The sequence below is a fragment of the Spirillospora sp. NPDC048819 genome (assembly GCF_040650055.1).
Lineage (GTDB): Bacteria > Actinomycetota > Actinomycetes > Streptosporangiales > Streptosporangiaceae > Spirillospora.
In genome coordinates, this window is sequence record NZ_JBEZGN010000006.1 from 1 (window position 1) to 21618 (window position 21618).

Below are 21618 nucleotides of genomic sequence, written 5' to 3' on the forward strand. Positions count from 1 at the left end.
TCGTTACGGTCTTCTCGCCCCACCCCACGCCCACGCTCGCGAGCGCCGCAGGTCACCCGCCGATCATCTCGCCATCCGAGAACGCATCAGCCCTGACCTGTACCCCGAAGGTGTCGAATGAGCGATCCCGTTCCTACGGTCACCGGACTTCGGCAGGCCGGGCGAAGACTGGCCGGAACCCTTCAGATCGTCCAGGATGAGCGGCCCTCTGGCTGGGAGCCTTCGTTTCCAGCCGGTGCCTTTCCCGAGGACTATGTCGCGCTGATCTCCCAGGCCGGTCCGGGCACGCTTGCAGGCGTACTCCGCCTTCTCGTCCCTGGCTGCGGTGATGACGGCTTCGACATCGAGGCCGAGCAGCAAAGGTTCACACCGCCGCATCCGGAGGCACGGCTGTGGGGTGTGTTCGCCAGCGGGGAGACGTGCTGGTGGCTGCCGGTGGACGACGATCCCGCCCGGTGGCTGGTCGCGCTCGACGGTCACGGGCGGCAACAACTCAACCTCACCACCACCGAGTTTCTTGACGAATGGCTGGACGGCCTTCTCGACCTGCCCGTCCTTTCCCTCCCGCCTGTACCGCGCGAGCGCACTTTGATCCCCGCTGGACATCGGGTCGGGCCTGCCGTCCTGCGCCGGCTCAAGGCGGTACGCGAGATCCGCTGGCACAGTTGCAGACCATCGTGGGGCCGGGGAACCGCGGCACGTATGACTGGGAGGGCATCGAGCGGCAGCTGGGCGTCCCCCGGCTGCCGGCCGATTACAAACGCCTGTACGAGACCTACTGCTACGGCCGTTGGATTGTTTTTAACGGCATCTTCGTCGAACATCCGCGCGACCTGGCCTCCCGGCAGGCGACCCATGCCGAGATCCTGCGGGACCTGGCCGAATCGAGGACGGAGTGGGGTCTTGACGGGGGACCTCGCTACCAGGTGCATCCCGAGCCCGGCGGCCTGCTGTACTGCGGAAGCACCGAAGGCCGCGACACCCTGTGGTGGGACACCCGCGATCCCGACCCCGACCGCTGGCCCGTACGGACCGAGCGTGATAGGGAGGCAAAGGGGGCCGGCACGATTACCGAACTCCTCATCGCCGAACTTACGGGCATCGGCCCCGGCCTGACCGCCTTCGAGCTCGGCAATCCCGCAGACTGGGCATGGCCGCTCTGGGGCCCGCGTCTTCGCCGCAAATATCAACGACGACGCCGGTCAGCACGCTGATCAACGCCCGCCGGGTCTCGTCGTTCGGCATGGGGCGGGGATGTCCCCAGAGTCTTTAGATGGTGAACCGCAGACACGAGCATCGCCCGGACGTCGCCTCTGGCCCTCCCTAGAGAGAGGCGATGGTGTGTCTGGGCGTACACCGCGTCGGCCTCAGCCGTAAAGGTGCTTCGGCGCCCTCGACGGCAAATGGACGCATAGGCGCGGCCCGTTCACGCTCAAACTGGCCGCACTTCCGTGCCGGTCTGCTGCCGGGTCGTGCTTCTTCTGTGCCTTGCCTGCTTTGAGGCGCTGTTTGGTCTGGAATGCTCCCGGAGCGTCTTGGCGACCGGTATCGGGAGTTCGAGCGTGCAGAGGGACTTGGTCCCCGGTTGCCCGCACCTAACGCCAGACGTGGACGGCGAAGCGTTCGTGATCGGATCCCGCTTCGGGCACGGTTGCCATGCCTCCTCGTCGTCCATCCATGCGGCGACATGGTTATCGAGAAGAGGGTTGTGGCACCGCGCTGATTCATCGGTCGCGGGTTAACGTGGGGGTTCGTCCGATCGGGTGGCGGCCTCCAGTGCGGCCGTTTCGTATTCGGCGGCCAGTTCCACGACGTTCTCGGGAGCGCGCTGTGGGGATCCGGAGTCGAACGGAGGCTGCGGGTCGTACTCCGTCCAGAGTTGGACGGCCTGGGCGGTCCGTGTGTCGGTGAGGAACTCGACGAGCTGCAGCGCCATGTCGATTCCGCTGGAGACGCCCGCGGCGGTCACGATGCGGGCGTCCTGCTCGATCACCACGCGCTGTGGGGTCGGGACGGCGCCGAACAAGGGGAGCTTGTCGAGGTGTCGGTAGTGGGTCGTCGCGCGCAGGCCCTTGATCAGGCCCGCGGCGCCGAGGATGAGTGACCCCGAGCAGACCGAGGTCGTCCAGCGTGTAGTGGCATGGACCTCGCGCAGCCAGGCCGGGAGCGCGCCGTCCAGGACGTGGACGGTGCCAGGACCGCCTGGGACGACCACCACGTCCGGGGGCGGCGCCTCGTCGAAGCCCACGGCGGTCAACCGGAGGGTACGGCAGTCGTCCAGCACCGGGCCCGGCCTCTCGGCCGCGAACACCACCCGCACGCCGGGCGTAAGGGCCAGCATCTGGTACGGGCCGATGACGTCCAGGGCGGTGAACCGGTCGTACAGCGGGATGACGACCTTGATGTCGGGCGTGGTCACAGCGGCTCCCCGGACGACTCGTGCCGGTGCCGGAGCAGCACCGCCAGCATTGCCGGCATCATCAGTATGTGCGCGGCCGTCATGAACGTCATCGCGCTGATGACGTCGGCCCAGACGAGTGGGATCAGCACGGCAGGGACGTACATCGCTGCGCACATCTCGCGTGTGCAGGCCCAGCCGTGGCGACGCAGGCGCATCCAGGCGGCCATGCCGATCGCCATGTCTGTGGCCATGAGCAGGAAGTGGGCGCCTGGCCGCTCGCCGAACGCGACCGTCAGTCCGAGGAGATCGCGGAGGGCGCCGAGAACGAGCATCCCGGCGAACATCGCTAGCACCATCTCCACGTAGTGCAGAGCGAGTCGTAGCCATGCGGCGCGGATGTGCGTGGAGACCTGTGGACCGGATTCCGGTGTGTGGGCGGTGGTGGCCATGGCATCACCTTCCGCTTGCTGGAGCATGGCTGCCAGTGTTGACGGCGGTGGAGGTCCGAAATCTTGGGATGGCTGTCCATCGGACATGGGTGGCAAGCGGCCCGATGCGCAATACCGTGACGATATGCACGCAATACGCCGCGTCCTGGTGGTGGGCTACCCGGCGGCCGAACTTCTGGACATCGCCTGCGTCGTCTCGGCGCTCCAGACGGCCAACTACCTGCACCGCCGCGCCATCTACGAGGTCTCGCTGGCCTCGCCGGGCGGCCGGTCGATCCACACCGGAACGGGTCTGACGGTGCAGGCTCAGCAGTCGCTGGAGCGCGCCACCGGACCACTGGACACGCTGGTCGTCTCCGGAGGCATCGGATACGTCGAGGCGATGGAGGACAAATCGCTGGTCGCGCACGTGCGCAGGCTCGGCCGGGAATCGCGCCGGGTGGCGTCGGTGTGCACCGGCGCCGGCGTGCTCGCGGCGGCCGGACTCCTGGACGGACGGCGCGCATCCACTCACTGGGAACACGCCGATTTTCTGGCGAGCCGGTTCCCGGCCGTCGAGTTCGACAGCGGGCCGATCTTCGTGTCTGACGGCCCGGTGAGCACCTCCGCCGGCGTGACCGCCGCCCTGGATTTGACCCTGTCGTTCATCGAGTCCGACGTGAGCCCGGACCTGGCCCGCAACGTGTCGCGGCAACTGGTGACCTACCTGCAGCGGCCCGGCACCCAGGCGCAGATGAGCATGTTCACCGCTCCCGCGCCGTCCCACTCCCTGGTCCAGGACGCCGTCACGCACATCGCCACGAACCCGGCCACGGACCTGTCGACCGCGACGCTGGCGGCCCGGGCGGGGGTCAGCCAGCGCCATCTCGCGCGCCTGTTCCTGGCCGAAGTGGGCGCGACGCCGGGACGCTTCGTGCGCCGCGCCCGCAGCGAGGCCGCGGCCCACCTCCTGACCGGCACGACGCTGACCGTGGACACGATCGCCACCCGCTGCGGGTTTCGCAGCGAGGAAGCACTCCGCCAGGCATTCCGCAGCCTGTACGGCGTCTCACCGTCCCACTACCGCGCCACCCAGAGCACGTCCTGGCCAGGGCCCACGACCAGCCGCCGGCCGAAAGCCGGTCGACCACTCCGAGTCCCGAGTGACCGCGCCACCCATGAAGGGGAGGGCGACCGCGTGGCTCGCGAATCCAGATGAACGGGTGGACCCTGCGGGTCGAGGGTGGCGGCGAGCGAATGGCCTGGGACCGCGAACACACTCGGTCGCGTCGCGAAAGCCACGCTGTGCCTGTTCGAGGACGGTGACATCCATGGTGCGCGGGCTCGCTTGTTCTGCGATTTCAATCGCCGGAGTGGCCCCAGAAGCAGATTTCTTGTGGCTCACCTGGTCATCGTGCGGCGCTGGACACGTAGGCGCGGTGGTGTCGAGGCGGGTGCTGGTCCCCTTCGACGCGGTTGCGTGGCGGGCGGGCGGTCAGGGGTTCGGGGTGATCTTGGCTGCTACTGGTAGGTGGTCGCTGCCGGTGGCGGGCAGGGTGTGGATGTGGGCGACGGTTGCTGAGCGGGCCATGACCTGGTCGATGCGGGCCAGCGGGAAGGCGGCGGGGAAGCTGAAGGCCAAGCCTCGGTCCGCGACGTTCAGCTTCGAGGTCAGCGGGTCTAGGGCACGGTCGTCCACCGTGCCGTTGAGGTCGCCCAGCAGGATCACCGCCTCTAGCTTCTCGGCGGTGAGGGCCTTGCCCAGCAGAGTGGCGCTCTCGTCGCGCAGGGAGGATGCTAGGCCGCTCGCCCCTACGCGGACGGAGGGTAGGTGCGCGACGTATACGGCGATCTCACCTTGCGGTGTATGGGCCACGGTCCGCAGTCCGCGGCTCCAGGGCTCCGGGATTCCCTGGGGCTTGATGTCCAGCAACCGGGCATCGGTCAGCGGGTGCTTTGACCAGAGCCCGACGGTGCCCTGGACCGTGCGGTACGGGAAGTCCGAGGCGAGAGTCTTCTCGTAGGCCGGCAGCGCCGAGGGCGTCAGTTCCTCCACCGCGATGAGGTCCGGCTTTGCGTCTGCCAGGGCGCGGGCCGTGCCTGCTGGGTCGGTGTTCTCGTCGCTGACGTTGTGCTGTACGACGAGCAGGTCTCGCGGGCCGGGCTCGACTCCGGGGAGAAGTAGTCCGCCGAAGAGATACGTCCAAGCCGTGGCAGGTAGGAGCAATGCCACCAGGGCGGTGGCCGAACGGCGTAGCAGCGCCAAGCCGAGCAGGACCACTACGGCTAGGCCGAGCCACGGAAGGAACGTTTCTAGGAGACTTCCCATGTGGCCTACGGAGTTGGGCACGGCCCGGTGGAACGTCAGCAACCCGGCCGTTGCTGCGGCGAGTGCGGCGAGGACCCGACCCCGCGTCCAAGCCGACCGGCCCGTGTCCTCGTCGGGAGACCGCCGTGCCGCCCATCGGGACACCGCTGCCGTTACCGTCGACGTGGCATTGCTGCCCGCCCGTGCCTGCTTCACCATGGCTTCCGATCCACTTGGTCTTGCCTTCTCTAGGACGGGCCACCGCGTGAATCAGTTCTGCTTTCCGCCAGCGCCTTGTGCCGGTCCGGCCTCACTCAGTGCGGTCGGGGGGCTGAGTTCGTTTAGTTCTTGTGGATGGGGTCGCAGACCACGACGGGGATGGGGCGGTCGGTCCAGGTCTGGTAGTCGCCGTATTCGGGGTAGAACTCGACCAGTCGCCGCCAAAGGCCGGTGCGTTCGTCGGCTTCGGCGGTGCGGGCGAGCATCGGCTGCGGGCGGCGGCCTGTCTGGACGGCCACTTTCGGGTTGGCTTCGATGTTCAGGTACCACTGCGGATGCTGCCCCGTTCCGCCCCGCGAGGCGACGAGGATGACGCGCTCGCCGTCCGGCATGTACAGCAGGGCCATCGTCCTGGGTTTGCCGGACTTGCGGCCGAGGGTGGTGAGCAGGCAGACGGGGACTCCGGACGGGAAGGCGCTGCCGAAGCGGAAGCGGCGGCCGACACGTCCGCCGGACGCGCGGAAGAGTGCGACGTGGCCGCGTGTGACGAGCTTCATGGCGGGCGCGAACAGCGCGGAATCGAAGAACTTGGGTCTGGCACTGGGCACGATCCACTCCATCCTGGGGGATGGATCATTGTGCCGATTCGAGGGTGTTCGCACATCTGGATGGCCGCGCCGCGTCTGGCCTGGGGGATGCGTTCCTCGTGGTTGAACGCTCAGCGGCCGGCAGGACGTTCGTTTGAGCTGGCCTGTTGGGGTGCAGACTGTTCGGGGATGCGGCCGTCGGCGGGGGAGGCTGGCCTGTGGGGGACTTTCGAGCTATCGCCGGGGCGGTGTTGTGTCTTGGTCTGCTCGCGGCATGCGGGTCGGGTGGTGACGGCGGTGGTGATGGGGGCGGTGATGCGCCGACCACCGCGGAGGGGTCTTCGGTTCGCGGGAAGGTGATCGTGCTCGATCCCGGGCACAACGGGGGCAACGCCTCCCATCCGGCTGAGATCAACAAGCAGGTGTCCGTCGGGAATGGGCGGAAGGCGTGCGATACGGCCGGAACCAGTACTCCGGATGGGTACAGCGAGCATGAGTTCGCGTGGGATCTGTCCAACCGGCTGGCGAAGCTGCTGCGGGAGGACGGGGCGGAGGTCGCGCTGACGCGGGAGAACGACTCCGGCGTGGGGCCGTGCATCACGGAGCGGGCGGCCACCGGCAAGCGGGTGGGCGCCGATGCGGCCTTGTCGATCCACGGTGACGGCGCCGACGCGTCCGGGCACGGTTTCCATGTCATCACGCCGCTGCCTGTGGGTGAGAACAAGGCGATCGTCGACGATTCCTTGCGGCTGGGCAGGGCGATCCGTGACGCTTATCGGGCCGGGACGGGCATCCCGTACTCCACGTATCTGGGGAAGGACGGCCTGGATCAGCGCGGCGACCTCGGTGGGCTGAACCTGGCGACCGTGCCGAAGGTGTTCATCGAGTGCGGCAACATGCAGAACCCGGGTGACGCGGCCAAGATGTCCAGTGCCTCGTTCCGGCAGCGGATGGCGGAGTCCCTGGCCAAGGGCGTGGAGAACTATTTCAGCGGATAGGCCACCCAGGCATCATTGAGTACTTCTACTCATACGGAGTGCCCCGGGGCACGCTTAGCGTGTTCGAATATGACCGACTCCAACCGGGGCGTTGTCCGGGAGATCCACTGGTCCAACCTGGCGGCGCTGTTCGCTCTGGCCGTTGTGCTGGTCGGCACCGGCGCCGGGTTCAAGTGGACTGGCGTGCTCCCGACGTTCGCCGGATTCGGGCGAGCACCGTCCACACCGCTGCTCGAAGCCGCCGGGATCGGTGTCCTGTTCGCGGGAACGGGCCTGGCGGTGCATCACGCCGCCACCCGTGTCGAAGGTTTCGGGGGACTCTTCGGTCGCGTCTGGGGAGGTGTGTTCGTCACCTGGACCGCCGTCTGTGGCCTCGTCGCCCTCGTGGTCGCCGTCACTACCGGGGGCTACACGGCCGGAGGGCACTTGGTGGCAGGTGTCAACGGCGCATCGGTGGGTGTGGTGCGCGGGGTGCTGTTCGGCTGGGTCGTCGCCGTCGCAGCGGTCGTCGCCGAGCAGTGGCGGCGGCGAACGGCGTCGCGGGGTGTGGACGCCGGCTCCGGGGGCCCGGTGAGTCGCAGGCGATGGCGACCGGGGCCGTACCTGATTCTCACCGGCGTCATCTTCGGTCCCCTCGGTGCCGCGGCCGTATGGGCCAGGTTGTTCCTCTCCCCCGACCGGGCGCCCGGCTGTATTGACTGGTGCATGAGCGACCGCGAGGGGGTGTTCTTCCTGCTCTTCCTCGCCGCCAATGTCGCGATACCGGTTTGGGCGCTTCTGATGGGGACGCTCGGAGCGCTGCGGCTCATCCCCGCCGTCCGGAGTTGGCCCGTCTTCGGGCAGGTCGCTGCGGTCCTCACCATCGGGGCGGGCATCGGAGGACCTGTCGCCATGGCGTGGCTCACGGGCTGAGGCCGGCGAAGGCGATGCGGCTCTGGTGGACGTCGGGGTTCTCCGGCAGGATGCGGTGGGGCGGCCCTGCGTGCCGCGGCTCTGGGAGAGCTCATGGACGTGTTCCTCGTTCTGCTGCTGGTCGCCGTGTCGCTCGGCGGGCTCGTTCTGATGTACCGGCAGGTCGGCGGCTCGGTGAGGCGGGCGTTCAAGAGGACACCTCCTTCGCGGGTGGCGGACGCCGCGTCTGCCGGTGTCTGCCGGTTGTCGGGGCGGGCCGTGGCGGTCGGCGCCGTCCCGGTGAGCGAGGTCAGCGGACGTTCCTACGTGGCGCGCGAGCTGGCGATCGTTCCGAGTGACGGCGAGTCCGGCGGGACGCACCGGTTCGGGCAGGCGGTCGACTTCCTGCTGGACGACGGCAGCGGTGTCGCGTTGGTCAGGGCGGCGGGCGGACGTGTGGCGGTGGCGCGGGACTACACGGCCCCGGTGACGACACTCGACCAGGTTCCCTGGGCCGACGATCTGCTGCGTTCCGACGGTTACCGCAACGGCTCTCCGGCGACGTGCCGCGTCCGCGTGTACGAAGGGGTCATCGAGGCCGGAGCCCAGGTGGGTGTTCTGGGCCGGGTCGAGCCGCCGGATGATGCCGCGCGCGAGTTGGGCGCGGTCGTGGTGATCAGGGGGACGGGGTCCGAGCCGGTGATGATCCGCCCTGAAACCCGCGTCCCCTGATCGTCGTCGTTCAGCGGGTCAGCAGGGTTCTGAGGGCCTTGGCCACGTCGGCGGGTGCCTCTTCGGCCATGAAGTGGCCGTAGGGGACGGTGGCGTGGTCCAGGTCGGCGGCCCATGCGCGCCATAGGGCGACGGCGTCGTAGCCGAGGGCGGCGCCCCAGTCCTGCTGGAGGACGGTGACCGGCATGCGGAGGCGGTTGCCGGCGTCGCGGTCGGCCCGGTCGTGTTCGACGTCGATGCCGGCGGACGCGCGGTAGTCGGCGACGATCGATGGGATCGCGTTGCGGCAGGCGTCCAGGTAGGCGGTCCGGACGTCGGCGGGGATGGCGGACGGGTCGCTCCCCCAGAGGTCCAGGAAGTGGCCGAAGAAGGCGTCCGGGGCTCCGGCGATCAGCTCTTCGGGCAGGCCGGGCGGCTGGGCCATGAGGTAGAGGTGGAAGCCGACGGCGGCGGTGACGCCGTGCATCGCGTCCCACATGTCCAGGGTCGGCAGGACGTCGAGGCAGGCGAGGTGGGTGATCGTGTCGGGGTGGTCGAGGCCGGCGCGGAAGGCGACCAGGGCGCCGCGGTCATGGCCTGCGAGGGCGAACCGGTCGTGGCCGAGGGCCGCGGCCAGGGCGACGATGTCGGCGGCCATGGTGCGTTTGGAGTAGTCGTCGGCGGGCTTGTCGCTGTCGCCGTATCCGCGTAGGTCGGGGCAGATGACGTTGTGGTCGGACGCCAGGTCGGCGGCGACGTGGCGCCACATCAGGTGGGTCTGCGGGAAGCCGTGCAGGAGGACGACCGGGGTTCCAGTGCCCGCGACGGCCGCGTTGAGGGAGACGCCGTCGGCGACGGGGATGCGGTGATAGTCGAATCCGGTGATGGTTGGCATGACTTCAGGCTGCCGGGTACGGATGAGCATCTGATGAGCGCGCTATAGCGTTGCCTGCGTGGGGGTCGTTTTCGGGGTCTTGGGGCCGGTGACGGCGTGGGACGGCTCTGGTGACGTGGTCGCTTTGAAAGGGCCCAGGCATCGTGCCGTGCTGGCGCGGCTGATCGTCGCCCGTGGCCGTGTCGTCCCGGTGACCCGGCTGGTCGACGACCTTTGGCCGGCTCCGCCATCGGACGCGGTGGGTGCGGTCCGCACGTTCGTGGCGGCGTTGCGTCGTGCTCTGGAGCCTGAGCGTCCGCCGCGGGCGCCGTCCCGGCTGCTGGTCACCGAGGGGCCCGGGTATGCGCTGCGGGCCGACGCCGACGGGGTGGACGCTTGGCGGTTCGAGCAGGTGGTGGGCGCAGCGGCTCGTCCGCCCGAGGAGCTGGTCCCGCGCCTGGACGAGGCGCTGGGATGGTGGCGCGGTCCCGCCTATGCCGATTTCGCCGACGAGGATTGGGCGCGGGCGGAGCGTTCACGTCTGATGGAGTTGCGGCTGCGCGCCGTCGAGCTCCGGGCCGAGGCGAAGCTGGCACTGGAGCTCGCCGCCGATGCCGTGCCGGACCTGGACGCGCACGCCGCCGAGCATCCCTGGCGTGAGGAGGCGTGGCGTCTGCTAGCCCTCGCGCTGTACCGCTCCGGCCGCCAAGGGGACGCGCTGGCGGTGCTCCGCCAGGCACGGACGCTTCTTGTAGAGCAACTGGGGATCGACCCAGGCCCGGCGTTGCGGCGGCTGGAGGACGACATCCTTCACCAGGCCGACCGCCTGGAGCCCGGCCAGGACGCGGCGTCCCGTGTGTGGGTGCAAGCGACGGAGGCGTATGACCGCACCGTGGCGTCCAGTGCGCGGGCTCGGCTGGAATCGACGGTCGGCATTCTGCGCAATCTCGCGGTGACCGGCGGCGGTGGGCTGGAGGCGGCGCGCGAGCAGCGCATGGCGGCCATCGCGGCGGCCGAGGAGCTGGGCGATGCCGAGCTGACCGCGCGGGTGATCGGCGCGTACGACGTCCCCGCGATCTGGACCCGGTCGGACGACCCGGCGCAGGCGGCGCAGGTCGTGGCGGCGGCCGAGCGCACCCTCGCCGCGCTGACGGCCGGCGGGCATGACGCGGTGCGGGCGCGGCTGCTGGCCACGGTCGCCTTGGAGTCGCGCGGCGCCCGCACCGGCCGCGCTCGTGAAGCGGCCGGGGAGGCGGAGCGGATCGCCCGTGGCCTGGACGATCCGGCGCTGCTGGCGTTCACGCTCAACGGCGTGTTCATGCAAACGTTCCAGCGGGCGGGGTTGGCTCCGGAGCGGGACGCGATCGGCGCCGAGCTCGTCGAACTGTCCGCGCGGCACGGCTTGGCCAGCTACGAGGTGCTGGGACACCTCGTCCGGCTCCAGGCCCGCAGCGCGATCGCCGATTTCGCAGGAGCCGGTGAGCACGCGGCGGCGGCAGAGCGTCTGGCCGAGCGCTATGAGCGTCCGTTGGTGGGTGTGTTCACCGGCTGGTTTCGGGCGCTGCGGCTTGCCGCGTCCGATCATGTGCCGGCCGAGGAGGTGGAGGCCGCCTACCGGGACGCCATTGCGCGGATGGAAGGTTCCGGTATGCCCGGGTTCGAGACCGGGTTGCCCGCGCTGGCGGAACTGTCCCTGCGCATCCGGGACGGGCGGCCTGCGCAGACGGACGAGCACACCGATTGGGGGCCATACCTCCCCTGGGCCCGTTCGCTGGTCCTGCTTGCGGAAGGGCGGCGGGGCGAGGCCGCCGCGGCGCTGCGGAAAGTGCCCGATCCGGCGCGTGACTTGCTGTTCGAGGCCATGTGGTGTCTCGCCGCCCGGGCCGCCATCGCGGTGGACGACCGGGAGGCGATGGAACGCGCGCGCGACGCATTGGCCCCGGCTGCGGGAGAGCTGGCCGGTGCCGGCAGTGGGCTCCTCACCTTCGGCCCGGTCTCCCGATATCTGGACGACCTCAACGCCACGCTTCGCTGAGCAGGGATCGCCGGTGTCCCGACCTGCGCGGCCCGGACTACCAGGTGTGTGCGGCGGCGGTGACTAGAACCAGCAGGGGCCTGTTCCCCATGCCCACGTCCATTCCCAGGGGAGGAGGAGGTGGATGTGGCACTTCAGGCTGCCCCAGACGAGGTAGGGGCCCTTGTCGTCCCAGCCGATGTCGCCCATGTTCTCCTCCACCGCCGTCTGGAGAGGGGCGGGGAGCTGGTTGACGACGCTCTCCGGGACCTGACGTTCGGGCTCGGGGGCCGCCTGGGCCGGGACCGTCGCCGCCAGGGTCAACGTTCCGGACAACGCCAGGACCGCCGCTGCCTTGCTCAGCTTCTTCATGCCCTTGATTGTGACGACGGCGGCGGCGGATTTCTTGTCATGTCACCAACAACTTGCCAGTGAAAGCTGGCTCGATCGCACGATCCCGTGGACGTCCGTTGCTACACTGGGCGGCATGAGCACGTCCGGCCGCCAGGTGATGATGCCCCGCTCGCGGGGCCGCTGACGCTGCACGACGTTCTTCGAGGCCCTGTTCGCGGGGCCTCTTCTCGTTTGGGGCTCCGGTTCTCTGGAGGTTCCCATGGGTGCTTACATCACCACGACGATTCCGTACGTCAACGCGCGGCCGCACCTCGGGTTCGCGCTCGAACTCGTGCAGGCGGACGTCCTTTCACGACATCGGCGCCGGGAAGAAGCCGTCAGGTTCCAAGCCGGCACGGACGACAACTCGCTGAAGAACGTCCTCGCGGCAGAGGCCGCGGGCGTCGGCGTACAAGAGTTCGTGGACGCGCGGGCCGCGGAGTTCGTGGGGCTCGCCGGACCGCTTTCGTTGTCGGTCGACGACGTCATCCGCACCAGCCGGGATCCGCGGCACCGCGCCGGGGTCGAGCGGCTGTGGCGCGCCTGTGCCGAGTCGGGGGATCTGTACCGGCGGCATTATGAGGGGCTGTACTGCGTCGGCTGCGAGCAGTTCTACGGCGGCTCCGAGCTGATCGACGGGCGATGCCCGGAGCACGGCACCGTCCCGCAGCAGGTCTCCGAGGAGAACTGGTTCTTCCGCCTGTCGCGCTACGCCGAAAAGCTCCACGCGCTCATCAGCAATGGTGCACTGCGCATCGAGCCGGCCGAGCGGCGCAACGAGGTCCTTTCGTTCATCGCGGGAGGGCTGGAGGACTTCTCCGTCTCCCGGTCGATCGAGCGTGCGCGGGGCTGGGGCATTCCGGTGCCGGACGATCCCGGGCAGGTCATCTACGTGTGGTGGGACGCGCTCGGCAACTACATCACCGCGCTCGATTACGGCCACGACGGTGACGACTACCGGCGATGGTGGGCGGGAAACGGCCGGCGCGTCCACCTCGTCGGGAAGGGCGTGCTGCGGTTCCACGCGGTCTACTGGCCGGCGATGCTGCTTTCCGCCGGGCTGCCGCTGCCGGACGAGATCCTGGTGCACGGGTATCTCACGGCGAACGGACGGAAAATCAGCAAGTCCGGCGGAGTCACCGTCGATCCCGTCGCGCTCGTCCAGGAGTACGGCGTGGACGCCGTGCGGTGGTGGCTGCTCCGCGAAGTGCCGAAGGCGGGGGACGCCGACTTCACCGTCGAGCGGCTCGTCGCCCGCGCGAATGACGAGCTGGCCAACGGGCTCGGGAACCTCGTGAATCGGGTCGTCTCGATGGTTCACCGGTATCGGGACGGCGTCGTCCCCGAATGCGAGTCCCCGGGGGAACTGGACGAGGTTTGCCGCGAGGCGCCGGGGCTCGTCGGCGCCGCTTTGGACGATTTCGATTTCCGCCGCGCCACCTCCGCGGTCTGGCGAATCGTCGACGAGGCCAATCGCTACGTCAATCGCGTCCGGCCCTGGGAACTGGCCAAAGCCGATGACCCGCGCCTGGACGCCGTCCTGGCCGGGCTGGTGGAGGCATGCCGGGTGATCTCGCAGGTCCTGGAGCCCTTCTTGCCCGATGCCGCGGGCCGCGTCGCCCGGCAGTGCGCGGGTGAGCGGCTCCCGCAGCCGTCTCCGCTGTTCCAGCGCCTCGCCTGACACGCGGATAGAGGAGGTAGGTGGAGGACGGGCGCCGAGCGGAGGTCGTCGATTGGATGGTGGCGGGTGGGGGCTGGAGGACGGGCGCCGAGCGGAGCTCGTCGATTGGATGGTGGCGGGTGGGGGCTGGAGGACGGTTTACCTGGGTGGGCGTTGGTTTGCTCGGCTCTCGGGTAGGGCCGCCTTGAACCAGCGAGAGGAGAGGGTGTCGTGACGGACGTTTCGAGCAGGGGGCCGCAGCCGGGGGACGATCGTCCGGTGCTCACCAACCGGCAGGGCCACCCGGTGTACGACAACCAGAACCAGCGGACCGTGGGCTCCCGGGGCCCGGCGACGCTGGAGAATTACCAGTTCCTGGAGAAGATCAGCCATTTCGACCGGGAGCGCATTCCGGAACGGGTCGTCCATGCGCGGGGTGTGACGTCGTACGGATTCTTCGAGGCGTACGGGAAGTGGGGCGACGAGCCGATCGCGACGTACACGCGCGCGAAGCTGTTCCAGGAGCGGGGGAAGCGGACGCCGATCGCGTTGCGGTTCTCCACGGTCATCGGCGGACGCGACTCGGCCGAGACGGCACGCGACCCGCGGGGTTTCGCCATCAAGTTCTACACCGAGGACGGCAACTGGGACCTCGTCGGGAACAACCTGGCGGTCTTCTTCATCCGCGACGCCATCAAGTTCCCCGACGTCATCCACGCGCTCAAGCCCGACCCGGTGACGTTCCGCCAGGAACCGGCCAGGATCTTCGACTTCATGTCGCAGACGCCCGAGTCGATGCACATGATCGTCAATCTCTTCAGCCCGCGCGGAATCCCGTCCGACTACCGGCATATGCAGGGGTTCGGCGTGAACACCTACAAGTGGGTGAACCAGGCGGGCGACACGAAGCTCGTCAAATACCACTGGATGCCGAAGCAGGGTGTGCGGAGCATGACGGCGGAGGACGCGGCGGCGGTGCAGGCCGGTGACCTCGGGCATGCCACGAAGGATCTGCGCGACGCCATCGACCGCGGCGAGTTCCCCGAGTGGGAGCTTCTCGTCCAGATGATGGACGACCACGACCATCCGGAACTGGACTTCGATCCTCTCGACGACACCAAGGTCTGGCCCGAGGACCAGTTCCCCGCGCAGCCGGTGGGACGGATCGTCCTGGACAAGAACGTCGAGAACAACTTCGCGGAGAACGAGCAGATCTCGTTCGGCACGGGCGTCCTGGTCGACGGCCTCGACTTCTCCGACGACAAGATGCTCGTCGGGCGGACGTTCTCCTACAGCGACACCCAGCGCCACCGGGTGGGGCCGAATTACCTGCAGCTTCCGGTGAACCGGGCGAAGAGCGCGCAGGTGCAGACGAACCAGCGCGACGGGCAGATGACGTACTACGTCGATTCCGGTGGCGAGAACCCGCACGTGAACTACGAGCCGTCCATCACCGGCGGCCTGCGGGAAGGCCAGTATCCGACGCTCGATGAGGAGGGCCCCGAAATCCGGGGGCGGCTGACCCGCAAGCGCATCGAGCGGACGAACGACTACAAGCAGGCGGGTCAGCGCTACCGGCTGATGGAGGACTGGGAACGCGACGAACTGGTGAGCAATTTCGTCGGCCTGATCTCCCAGTGCGCACGTCCGGTGCAGGAGCGGATGGTGTGGCACTTCCTGCTGATCGAGGACGACCTGGGGCTTCGCGTCGGCGAAGGGCTCGGAATCGGTCCGGACGACGTCAAGCGGATGGACCCGCTACCCGGCCAGGACCTCACCGACGAGGACAGGCAGCGGCTCGCGAATCTCGGCAAGAACGGCCCGCGGAACGTGGACGGCCTGAAGATGACGCATTGCGTCCACAACGAAAGGGCCATCCACAAGAATTAGCCCTCGCTGAGAAGAGCGTGGAGGCGGCGGTCCATTTCGGGGCGCATGGCCCGGCAGTGGCCGTCGACCGCCGCGTCGACGATTTCTTCCTCGGCGGTGAAGGCGGTCTCCATGACCGCGATGAACTCGGCGGCGGGCGGGTAGACGCGGGCGGCGGCGTTGGCCGTCCGGCGGACGACGACGCGTGCGCCGGTGCGGAGCGCCGATTCGAAATGGTGGATCTCGTGGCCGGCGCGGGCCTCGCTGGCCCCGAGGTCGCGGAACGCGTCGAGTACGGCGGTCCTGTCGCGGGCGCCGAGGTAGCCGGACAGGGCGTCGCGGACGAGCGTCAGGACGGCGCCGGTCCGCAGCCGCGCGTAGGCGGGGACGCGGGCGGTGATCTCGTCGACCACCTCGGCGGTGATCTCGTCGAGCCGGTCGGTGAGGAACTGCTCGAGTTCGGGCTTCATGGGACGTCCTCGTTCGGGTTGGCGGCGCCGCCCGCGCCGACGAGGTGGGTGGAGGCGCCGCCGTCCAGCCAGCGGCGCTCGATGCCCGGCAGGTGCCGGCGGGCGTGACGTGTCACGGCCGCCGGCACGAAGGCGCGCACGGCCTGCATGAACGGGAGCCAGCGCTGCCCGTACACGTGGGAGCGGCGGCGCACGATGCCGGACACCAGACGGTCGACGGTCGGTTCGAGGGCGTACGTCCGGTTGGTCGGAAACGGCAGGCCGGCGCGGAGGGCGGCGAGCGCGGCGTCCTCGTCGGCGCCCCGGACCATGTCGGTGTCCGTCCAGCTCAGATATCCGACGCCCACGCGGACGCCGTGGTGGGCGACCTCGGCGCGCAGGCTGTGGGCGAACGCCTCCACACCGGACTTGCCGGCGCAGTACGCCGCCATCATCGGCGCGGGGCACAGCGCGGCGAGCGAGGCGACCTGGAAGTAGTAGCCCTTGCTCTCGCGCAGGGCGGGCAGGAAGGCACGGGCGGTGGCGACGCTGCCCAGCAGGTTGACCTCGATGACGCGGCGGAACGTGCGCGGGTCGGAATGCTCGACGGGACCGCCGGTGGCGACGCCCGCGTTGGCGATGACGGTGTCGACACGTCCGAAGTGCGCCTTGATCTCGGACGCGACACGGGCGAGGGCCGCGTCGTCGGTGACGTCGGCCTCCCAGTGCCGGGCGTCCGGGCCGCAGGCGGCGGCGGTCTCGGCGAGTTCCGCCGGTTCCAGCCCGAGCAGCGCGACCCGCATGCCGCGTGCGGCCAGCCTGCGCGCCAGCAGCGCACCCAGCCCGCGGGCGGCGCCCGTCACCACCGCCACCTGACCGTCGTTCGTCCCGACCACCGTGAGACTCCCTCGCTACCTGTTTCCAGTCACAACTGGAAGCGTTGGCCGAGAGTAGACCAATCCGCGCGAGCGCGGTAGGGGTATGTTACCGGCGCGTAGGCCGGATTCGCTCCCTTATCTCCGTAATGTCCTTGGTGAGGCGCCGGTCCATCGCGCGGGCGAAATGTTCGTCGGCGACGGTCCTGGCGACGGGCCGCAGCCGCCCCACAAGCTCGGCGAGCCGGTCGAGGTCGTCCGCGGACGGCTCGTCGCGCCCTCCGGGCAGCCGGTCCAGCAGGTGGCCGCGGACCAGTTGCACGAAACTGAAGGCCATCCGGTCGAAGGAGGCCTCGAGTTCCCAGGTCAAGGCAAGGATCGAGGCGAGCGGAATCCCGGCCCGGACGAGCTCGACGGTCGCGTCGAACAGCCGCGGGCTGTTGATCAGGACGCGGTCGCCCCGGACCGTGATGTGGCCGAGTTCGGTGGCTTCGGCGAGGATCTCCGGGGTGACCTGGCCCGGGAAGAGCGCGGCCAGTTCCGTCATGCTCATCTCGGCCGCGTTCCGGTCCGCCCAAGGTGTGGCCGCCGCCCACTCGAAGCCGAGCAGCTCGGTGACGTCGCGTCCCTCGCCCGCCGCGGCGATCAGCTCCTCGATGCCGTCCAGGCGGTAGCCGCGGTCGAGGAGTTCGGCGATCAGCCGCAGGCGCTCCAGGTGGGCCGTGGAGTAGAGCGCGACCCTCCCCTGGCGGCGCGGCGCGGGGAGCAGCCGCCGTTCTTGGTAGTAGCGCAGCGTGCGGACGGGGACTCCCGCCTCCGCCGCGAGCTCCTCGACGCGGTACTCGCGGTGCCGGCCGCTCTCGTCCCGTCCGCCGTCCCCGTCCCCGGCTGCTGCTCCGGCTCCGTCACCGTCACGCTCGGCGTCCTGGATCTGCACACGTCCTCGATCATCCGGGTCAACCTCGATGCCGACGTCGCCCGACCCTAACAATTGGCGCTGTAATGGTGACGCGGGGGCCGGATGCTGCTGCTCGCGGCGGCGGACGCTCACGAGCGCACGGGGTTGGCCGTCGAGCCTTCCGTGCTCAGCAGGACGATCGTTCCCCTGTGTTCGGGCGCTAGGGCCGGGCGGTGTCGCGGAGTGAGGGCTGCGCGGGCACCGGCCAGGGAGGCCGCACCGCAAGGACCGGCGGGCACGTCGAGAGCGGCCAGGTCGCGGGCTGCGCGTGCGGTGGCGGCGTCGGTGACCGCTACGGCCGCGTCCACGCCTGAGCGGAGGAACGGCCAGGCAAGGCTGGATGGCGTGGCGCAGTTGAGCCCCGCCATGGTGGTCGATCCGGTCTCGACGGTGACCGGACGGTCGTGGTGGAGGCTCGTCAACACGCACGGCGCCGCATCGGGTTCCACGCAGAGCACGGTGGGTGCGGTTCGTCCAGCCCTGTAGTGGGTCACGGCTGCCTGGGCTAGCGAACCCACTCCGGCTGGGACGGCGACAAGGCCCGCGGGGGCCGCGTCGGCTGCGGCGAGTTGTTCGTCGATTTCGGTGAAGAGTGTGGAGTAGCCGTCGACGATCCACTGCGGGACGCGCTCGTACCCAGGCCAGGCGGTGTCCTGGACGAGCAGCGCCGAGGGGTCGGAGGCCGCGACGTCCGCCGCGAGCCGGACCGCCTCGTCGTAAGGCGCCGGCACCTCGGTGACTCCCGCGTCCTCCTCCTTGATGGCGGCGACGGCCGCCGGGTGGACGCCGTGCGGCACGTAGACGTCCGCGGCGAGGCCGAGCATGCGGGCCATGGCGGCGACCGCGCGGCCGTGGTTGCCGTCCGTCGCCGTGACGAGCCGCACGGACGACCGGCCTGGAAGATCGCGGGGCCGCACGAGCGGGCCGCCGGGCGGCAGTCCGTAGTGGTCGCAGAGCGCCCGGTGCACGCCCCACGAGGCGCCGAGGATCTTGAACGCGGGCAGCCCCAGGCGGGACGACTCGTCCTTCACGAACAGCCGTCCGGCCCCCAGTTCGGCGGCCAGGGACGGCAGTTCCACGAGCAGTGTCGGGGCGTAACCGGGGAGCGCCCGGTGGAAGGACGCGACGTCGGCGGGGGCCGGCGGGCACGTCCATGCCCTGGCGGCCGGACGGGCGAACCAGGACAGTCCGAGCGAGGCGGGAGCCGTAACCATGGGACACACGCTTCCGCAGGCTCCTATGGTCGGTCCAGCGAATGTTTCCGAGCGATAATCATCAGCTGAACCGATGAATGGGAGGGTCTCCGTGCTGGATCTCCACCGGCTCCGGCTGCTCCGCGAGCTGAAGCATCGCGGGACGCTCGCCGCCGTCGCCGAGGCCCTCTCCTACAGCCCGTCGTCGATCTCGCAGCAGCTGTCCGTCCTGGAGAAGGAGGCCGGCGTGCCGCTGCTGGAGCCGGTGGGGCGGCGTGTCCGGTTGACGGCGCAGGCGGAGATCCTCGTCGCGCACACCGAGGCCGTGCTGGAACGCCTCGAACGCGCGGAGGCCGACCTCGCCGCGTCCCTGCGGGGCATCACGGGGGTGCTCCGCGTCGCGGCGTTCCAGACCGCCGCGCTCGCGCTCGTCCCGGACGCGCTCAGCCTGCTGCGCGACGCCCATCCGCGGCTGCGCGTGGAGATCACTCAGCGGGAGCCGGAGAGCGCCCTCCCGGGGCTGCTCGCACGGGACTTCGACCTGGTGATCACCGAGGAGTACCCGGGCGACCCGAGCCCGCGCCCGGCCGGGATCGAGTACGCGGAACTCGGCGAGGACGAGATGACCCTCGCCCTCCCCGCACCGGCCGACCGGGGGCCGGGCGGTGCAGGGCTGGCGGATCTCGCGGGGGTGCCGTGGGTCATGGAGCCCGGCGGCACCGCGTCCCGGCGGTGGGCGACGCGGCTCTGCCGCGCGGCGGGGTTCGAGCCGGACGTGCGGTTCGAGTCCACGGACCTGCTGCTGCATCTCCGGTTGGCCGAGCGCGGTCACGCCGCCGCGCTGCTGCCGGGGCTCGTGTGGTCGGGGCGTCCGCCGACGGTGCCGGTCGTACGGCTTCCGGAGGGGGAGCGTGTCCGCCGCCTGTTCACCGCGTCCCGTCGGGGAGGCGGCTCGCACCCGGCCGTGCGCGCCTTCCGCGACGCGCTCGCCGGCGGATTTGCAGAGCGGAACTAGCCTGGACGTATGACGATTATTACCGTCCCGTGGCATCCCGCCGCCACGTCCCCCGCGGCCTGAGTTCGCCCCCGCGGCCAGGGTTCGTCTCAGGGGTATGACCTCCCGACAGATTTTCTTCAAAAGCCCAGGTCACAGCCCCTGTACAAAGACTCTCGATTCTGGAATGAAGCGTTCCGTTCTGCTAAACTGATACCCGTGCGGGTGGCCTTGACTACGGGTCTCCCGGGGGATTACTCCACCCCGGTTGGGGGTTTACCCCGATGGCGATTAATTCGCCCCGCGGGCAGAGTCATATTCAGCAGCAGGGGACGAGGCCCCCCTCCGCAGGAAGAAGGCAAAGATGTCGAACACGCCGACCCTCACCTCGCTCACCACCTCCGACCTGGCCGAGATCCTGTTCTGCTGCGGGCTCCAGGAATCCGACCACCCCTCCGCCGAGCAGGTCCGCGCCGCCATCGGCGACCGGTTCGGCGCGTGCGGCGGTGACCGCACCGCCTGCGTCGCCGTCGTCGCCCAGGAGGCCGGTGACCACCCCGAGACCTACCTCCAGCGGATGCGCTGGGCGCTCACCACCGTGTCCGAGGCCTACCGCCGCGACCTCGTCACCGCCGCCTGACCGCTCCCACGGCCGCCTGACCGGTGCGGCGACCACCTGAACCGCACCGCACGACATCCGACCACCCCCCACGACGCCTGACAGTTCCACGAAATGGGAGGAAGCCGATGCGTTCACCGTTCACCGACCGGCGCGAGGACATCGTCCCGCGTTCGCTCCGCGACCTGCTCGCCACCGAGGCGTCCCAGGCCGCGAACGACAAGCTCAGGCGCCGACGACGCAAGACCATGACCGTCCGGCGCGTCACCTAGCCGCCGACCCGCGAACGGCCTGCCGTCCGGGGAAACTCTGACAGGGCTCTGACGTGCGCGGTCACGATCACCATGCGCCCGGCGGGCGGCACGGGGCGTGACCGGCCGCGGGCGCGAACTATGCTTGCGGCCGTGAGCGAAGAGCCGACCGAGGATCAAGACGGCCACCCCGGCGGCGATGGCCGCGAGTACCGCATCGGCGAACTCGCGAAGGCCGCCGGAGTTCCGGTGCGGACGCTGCGTTACTACCAGGAGCGCAAGCTGCTGCCGCCGCCGCGCCGCGAGGGACGCATCGGCCTCTACTCCGAGGACCACCTGGCGCGCCTCCGCATGATCGGGAACCTGCTCGAACGCGGCCACACCCTCGAAGGCATCCGCGAACTGCTGTCGGCGTGGGAGCAGGGCCGCGACATCGGCACCGTCCTCGGCGTCGAGAAGGCCGTCACGACGCCGTGGTCGCAGGAGGTTCCGGTGACGATGACGCTGGACGAGCTGGCCGCGCTGTTCCCGGGCGAGGTCGACCCGAAGTCCGTGGAGAGGGCCGTCGCCCTGGGCCACATCGAGGTGGACGGCGACCGCGTCACCCACTGGAGCCGCCGCCAACTGGAGGCGACGGTGACGCTCGTCCAGGCGGGGGTTCCCCTGGAAGAGGTCCTTTCGGCCGGGCTGGAACTCCAGCGCAGCATGGACGACCTCGCCGCGATGTTCATCCGGCTGATCGCCACGCACGTCGTCGGGCGCATCGACGACCAGGACCTCGGTGATCTCACCGACACCCTCGCCCGGCTGCGCCCCGGCGCCCAGGTCACCGTCGAGGCGGGCTTCGCCCGTGCCATGGACCGGCAGGTCCGCGCCGCGATCGACCAGCTCCTCGGCCGCCTCGCCACCCCCTGAGCGGGCCCGGG

At 69.8% G+C, this 21618-nt stretch carries 23 protein-coding genes; 12 read left to right on the forward strand and 11 right to left on the reverse strand.

All coding sequences use genetic code 11. The features are described from left to right. Positions 1–63: 63 nt before the first annotated feature. Positions 64–606, reverse strand: a complete 543-nt coding sequence (locus AB0C35_RS10700) for a hypothetical protein (protein WP_358452922.1) — start codon at positions 604–606, stop codon at positions 64–66. Between the two features lie 59 nt (positions 607–665). Here AB0C35_RS10700 and AB0C35_RS10705 point away from each other — a divergent pair, with 59 nt between their 5' ends. After that, entirely contained in the window at positions 666–1214 is a 549-nt protein-coding gene (locus AB0C35_RS10705) for an SMI1/KNR4 family protein (RefSeq protein WP_358452925.1), read from the forward strand. Positions 1215–1738: 524 nt separating this feature from the next. Here AB0C35_RS10705 and AB0C35_RS10710 read toward each other — a convergent pair. Both AB0C35_RS10710 and AB0C35_RS10715 read right to left on the reverse strand, forming a co-directional pair. Beyond that, positions 1739–2419 (reverse strand): DJ-1/PfpI family protein, encoded by a 681-nt coding sequence (locus tag AB0C35_RS10710; RefSeq protein WP_358452927.1) that lies wholly within the window; start codon positions 2417–2419, stop codon positions 1739–1741. After that, complete coding sequence (locus tag AB0C35_RS10715; protein ID WP_358452929.1) at positions 2416–2850, reverse strand: hypothetical protein; 435 nt, start codon at positions 2848–2850, stop codon at positions 2416–2418. The genes AB0C35_RS10710 and AB0C35_RS10715 overlap by 4 nt, the downstream gene beginning before the upstream one ends. Before the next feature lie 124 nt (positions 2851–2974). Between AB0C35_RS10715 and AB0C35_RS10720 the strand changes: the two genes are divergently transcribed. Further along, positions 2975–4048 (forward strand): helix-turn-helix domain-containing protein, encoded by a 1074-nt coding sequence (locus tag AB0C35_RS10720; protein ID WP_358452932.1) that lies wholly within the window; start codon positions 2975–2977, stop codon positions 4046–4048. A gap of 276 nt (positions 4049–4324) precedes the next feature. Here the strand turns inward: AB0C35_RS10720 and AB0C35_RS10725 are convergent, their stop codons facing one another. Together AB0C35_RS10725 and AB0C35_RS10730 are read right to left on the reverse strand one after the other, a co-directional pair. Next, positions 4325–5158, reverse strand: coding sequence for an endonuclease/exonuclease/phosphatase family protein (locus tag AB0C35_RS10725; protein WP_358452934.1), 834 nt, complete (start codon positions 5156–5158; stop codon positions 4325–4327). A gap of 320 nt (positions 5159–5478) precedes the next feature. Beyond that, complete coding sequence (locus tag AB0C35_RS10730; RefSeq protein WP_358452937.1) at positions 5479–5964, reverse strand: nitroreductase family deazaflavin-dependent oxidoreductase; 486 nt, start codon at positions 5962–5964, stop codon at positions 5479–5481. A gap of 341 nt (positions 5965–6305) precedes the next feature. On the opposite strand from AB0C35_RS10730, the gene AB0C35_RS10735 reads away from it, so the two are divergent. From AB0C35_RS10735 to AB0C35_RS10745, 3 genes are all read left to right on the forward strand, one after another. After that, entirely contained in the window at positions 6306–6941 is a 636-nt protein-coding gene (locus AB0C35_RS10735) for an N-acetylmuramoyl-L-alanine amidase (RefSeq protein WP_358452940.1), read from the forward strand. A 69-nt stretch (positions 6942–7010) separates the two neighbouring features. Continuing rightward, entirely contained in the window at positions 7011–7853 is an 843-nt protein-coding gene (locus AB0C35_RS10740; RefSeq protein WP_358452942.1) for a hypothetical protein, read from the forward strand. Between the two features lie 93 nt (positions 7854–7946). Continuing rightward, a complete protein-coding gene (locus tag AB0C35_RS10745) occupies positions 7947–8564 on the forward strand; it encodes a hypothetical protein (RefSeq protein ID WP_358452943.1) in 618 nt (205 codons plus the stop codon). A 10-nt stretch (positions 8565–8574) separates the two neighbouring features. On the opposite strand, the gene AB0C35_RS10750 is transcribed toward AB0C35_RS10745, so the two are convergent. Further along, positions 8575–9438, reverse strand: a complete 864-nt coding sequence (locus AB0C35_RS10750) for an alpha/beta hydrolase (RefSeq protein WP_358452945.1) — start codon at positions 9436–9438, stop codon at positions 8575–8577. Positions 9439–9496: 58 nt separating this feature from the next. Between AB0C35_RS10750 and AB0C35_RS10755 the strand changes: the two genes are divergently transcribed. Continuing rightward, positions 9497–11452, forward strand: a complete 1956-nt coding sequence (locus AB0C35_RS10755; RefSeq protein ID WP_358452948.1) for an AfsR/SARP family transcriptional regulator — start codon at positions 9497–9499, stop codon at positions 11450–11452. 63 nt (positions 11453–11515) lie between these two features. Here the strand turns inward: AB0C35_RS10755 and AB0C35_RS10760 are convergent, their stop codons facing one another. Further along, a complete protein-coding gene (locus tag AB0C35_RS10760; RefSeq protein ID WP_358452950.1) occupies positions 11516–11803 on the reverse strand; it encodes a hypothetical protein in 288 nt (95 codons plus the stop codon). Positions 11804–12044: 241 nt separating this feature from the next. On the opposite strand from AB0C35_RS10760, the gene AB0C35_RS10765 reads away from it, so the two are divergent. After that, complete coding sequence (locus tag AB0C35_RS10765) at positions 12045–13505, forward strand: methionine--tRNA ligase (protein ID WP_358452953.1); 1461 nt, start codon at positions 12045–12047, stop codon at positions 13503–13505. Between the two features lie 210 nt (positions 13506–13715). Continuing rightward, positions 13716–15374: a catalase gene (locus tag AB0C35_RS10770; RefSeq protein ID WP_358452956.1), complete on the forward strand. Its 1659-nt coding sequence runs from the start codon at positions 13716–13718 to the stop codon at positions 15372–15374. Here the strand turns inward: AB0C35_RS10770 and AB0C35_RS10775 are convergent. The 4 genes from AB0C35_RS10775 to AB0C35_RS10790 all read right to left on the reverse strand — a co-directional run bounded on the left by AB0C35_RS10775 (position 15371) and on the right by AB0C35_RS10790 (position 18849). Then, positions 15371–15823 carry a hypothetical protein gene (locus AB0C35_RS10775; RefSeq protein ID WP_358452959.1) on the reverse strand — a complete coding sequence of 151 codons (453 nt, stop codon included), beginning with the start codon at positions 15821–15823 and terminating at the stop codon, positions 15371–15373. The genes AB0C35_RS10770 and AB0C35_RS10775 overlap by 4 nt on opposite strands. Then, complete coding sequence (locus tag AB0C35_RS10780) at positions 15820–16698, reverse strand: SDR family oxidoreductase (RefSeq protein ID WP_358452961.1); 879 nt, start codon at positions 16696–16698, stop codon at positions 15820–15822. Before AB0C35_RS10780 ends, AB0C35_RS10775 begins: the two co-directional genes overlap by 4 nt. 88 nt (positions 16699–16786) lie before the next feature. Further along, positions 16787–17614: a MerR family transcriptional regulator gene (locus AB0C35_RS10785; RefSeq protein WP_358452964.1), complete on the reverse strand. Its 828-nt coding sequence runs from the start codon at positions 17612–17614 to the stop codon at positions 16787–16789. Positions 17615–17724: 110 nt separating this feature from the next. Then, a complete protein-coding gene (locus tag AB0C35_RS10790; RefSeq protein WP_358452967.1) occupies positions 17725–18849 on the reverse strand; it encodes a diaminopropionate ammonia-lyase in 1125 nt (374 codons plus the stop codon). Positions 18850–18940: 91 nt separating this feature from the next. Between AB0C35_RS10790 and AB0C35_RS10795 the strand changes: the two genes are divergently transcribed. The 4 genes from AB0C35_RS10795 (at position 18941) to AB0C35_RS10810 (ending at position 21607) form a co-directional block, all read left to right on the forward strand. Continuing rightward, positions 18941–19843, forward strand: a complete 903-nt coding sequence (locus AB0C35_RS10795; RefSeq protein WP_358452970.1) for a LysR family transcriptional regulator — start codon at positions 18941–18943, stop codon at positions 19841–19843. Positions 19844–20186: 343 nt separating this feature from the next. Further along, positions 20187–20462 (forward strand): hypothetical protein, encoded by a 276-nt coding sequence (locus AB0C35_RS10800; protein ID WP_358452973.1) that lies wholly within the window; start codon positions 20187–20189, stop codon positions 20460–20462. Between the two features lie 107 nt (positions 20463–20569). Further along, the gene (locus tag AB0C35_RS10805; protein WP_358452975.1) at positions 20570–20713 is read left to right on the forward strand and encodes a hypothetical protein; all 144 of its coding nucleotides are present in this window, start codon (positions 20570–20572) and stop codon (positions 20711–20713) included. Between the two features lie 132 nt (positions 20714–20845). Next, positions 20846–21607, forward strand: a complete 762-nt coding sequence (locus AB0C35_RS10810; RefSeq protein WP_358452978.1) for a MerR family transcriptional regulator — start codon at positions 20846–20848, stop codon at positions 21605–21607. Positions 21608–21618 lie beyond the last annotated feature (11 nt).

What these genes read in the sequence shown, in the direction of transcription:
- AB0C35_RS10715 (WP_358452929.1), bottom strand. Translation starts at nt 2,850, where the DNA reads ATGGCCACCACCGCCCACACACCGGAATCCGGTCCACAGGTCTCCACG.
- AB0C35_RS10765 (WP_358452953.1), top strand. Translation starts at nt 12,045, where the DNA reads ATGGGTGCTTACATCACCACGACGATTCCGTACGTCAACGCGCGGCCG.
- AB0C35_RS10790 (WP_358452967.1), bottom strand. Translation starts at nt 18,849, where the DNA reads ATGGTTACGGCTCCCGCCTCGCTCGGACTGTCCTGGTTCGCCCGTCCG.
- AB0C35_RS10740 (WP_358452942.1), top strand. Translation starts at nt 7,011, where the DNA reads ATGACCGACTCCAACCGGGGCGTTGTCCGGGAGATCCACTGGTCCAAC.
- AB0C35_RS10745 (WP_358452943.1), top strand. Translation starts at nt 7,947, where the DNA reads ATGGACGTGTTCCTCGTTCTGCTGCTGGTCGCCGTGTCGCTCGGCGGG.
- AB0C35_RS10800 (WP_358452973.1), top strand. Translation starts at nt 20,187, where the DNA reads ATGTCGAACACGCCGACCCTCACCTCGCTCACCACCTCCGACCTGGCC.
- AB0C35_RS10775 (WP_358452959.1), bottom strand. Translation starts at nt 15,823, where the DNA reads ATGAAGCCCGAACTCGAGCAGTTCCTCACCGACCGGCTCGACGAGATC.
- AB0C35_RS10700 (WP_358452922.1), bottom strand. Translation starts at nt 606, where the DNA reads ATGTCCAGCGGGGATCAAAGTGCGCTCGCGCGGTACAGGCGGGAGGGA.
- AB0C35_RS10760 (WP_358452950.1), bottom strand. Translation starts at nt 11,803, where the DNA reads ATGAAGAAGCTGAGCAAGGCAGCGGCGGTCCTGGCGTTGTCCGGAACG.
- AB0C35_RS10750 (WP_358452945.1), bottom strand. Translation starts at nt 9,438, where the DNA reads ATGCCAACCATCACCGGATTCGACTATCACCGCATCCCCGTCGCCGAC.
- AB0C35_RS10725 (WP_358452934.1), bottom strand. Translation starts at nt 5,158, where the DNA reads ATGGGAAGTCTCCTAGAAACGTTCCTTCCGTGGCTCGGCCTAGCCGTA.
- AB0C35_RS10720 (WP_358452932.1), top strand. Translation starts at nt 2,975, where the DNA reads ATGCACGCAATACGCCGCGTCCTGGTGGTGGGCTACCCGGCGGCCGAA.
- AB0C35_RS10805 (WP_358452975.1), top strand. Translation starts at nt 20,570, where the DNA reads ATGCGTTCACCGTTCACCGACCGGCGCGAGGACATCGTCCCGCGTTCG.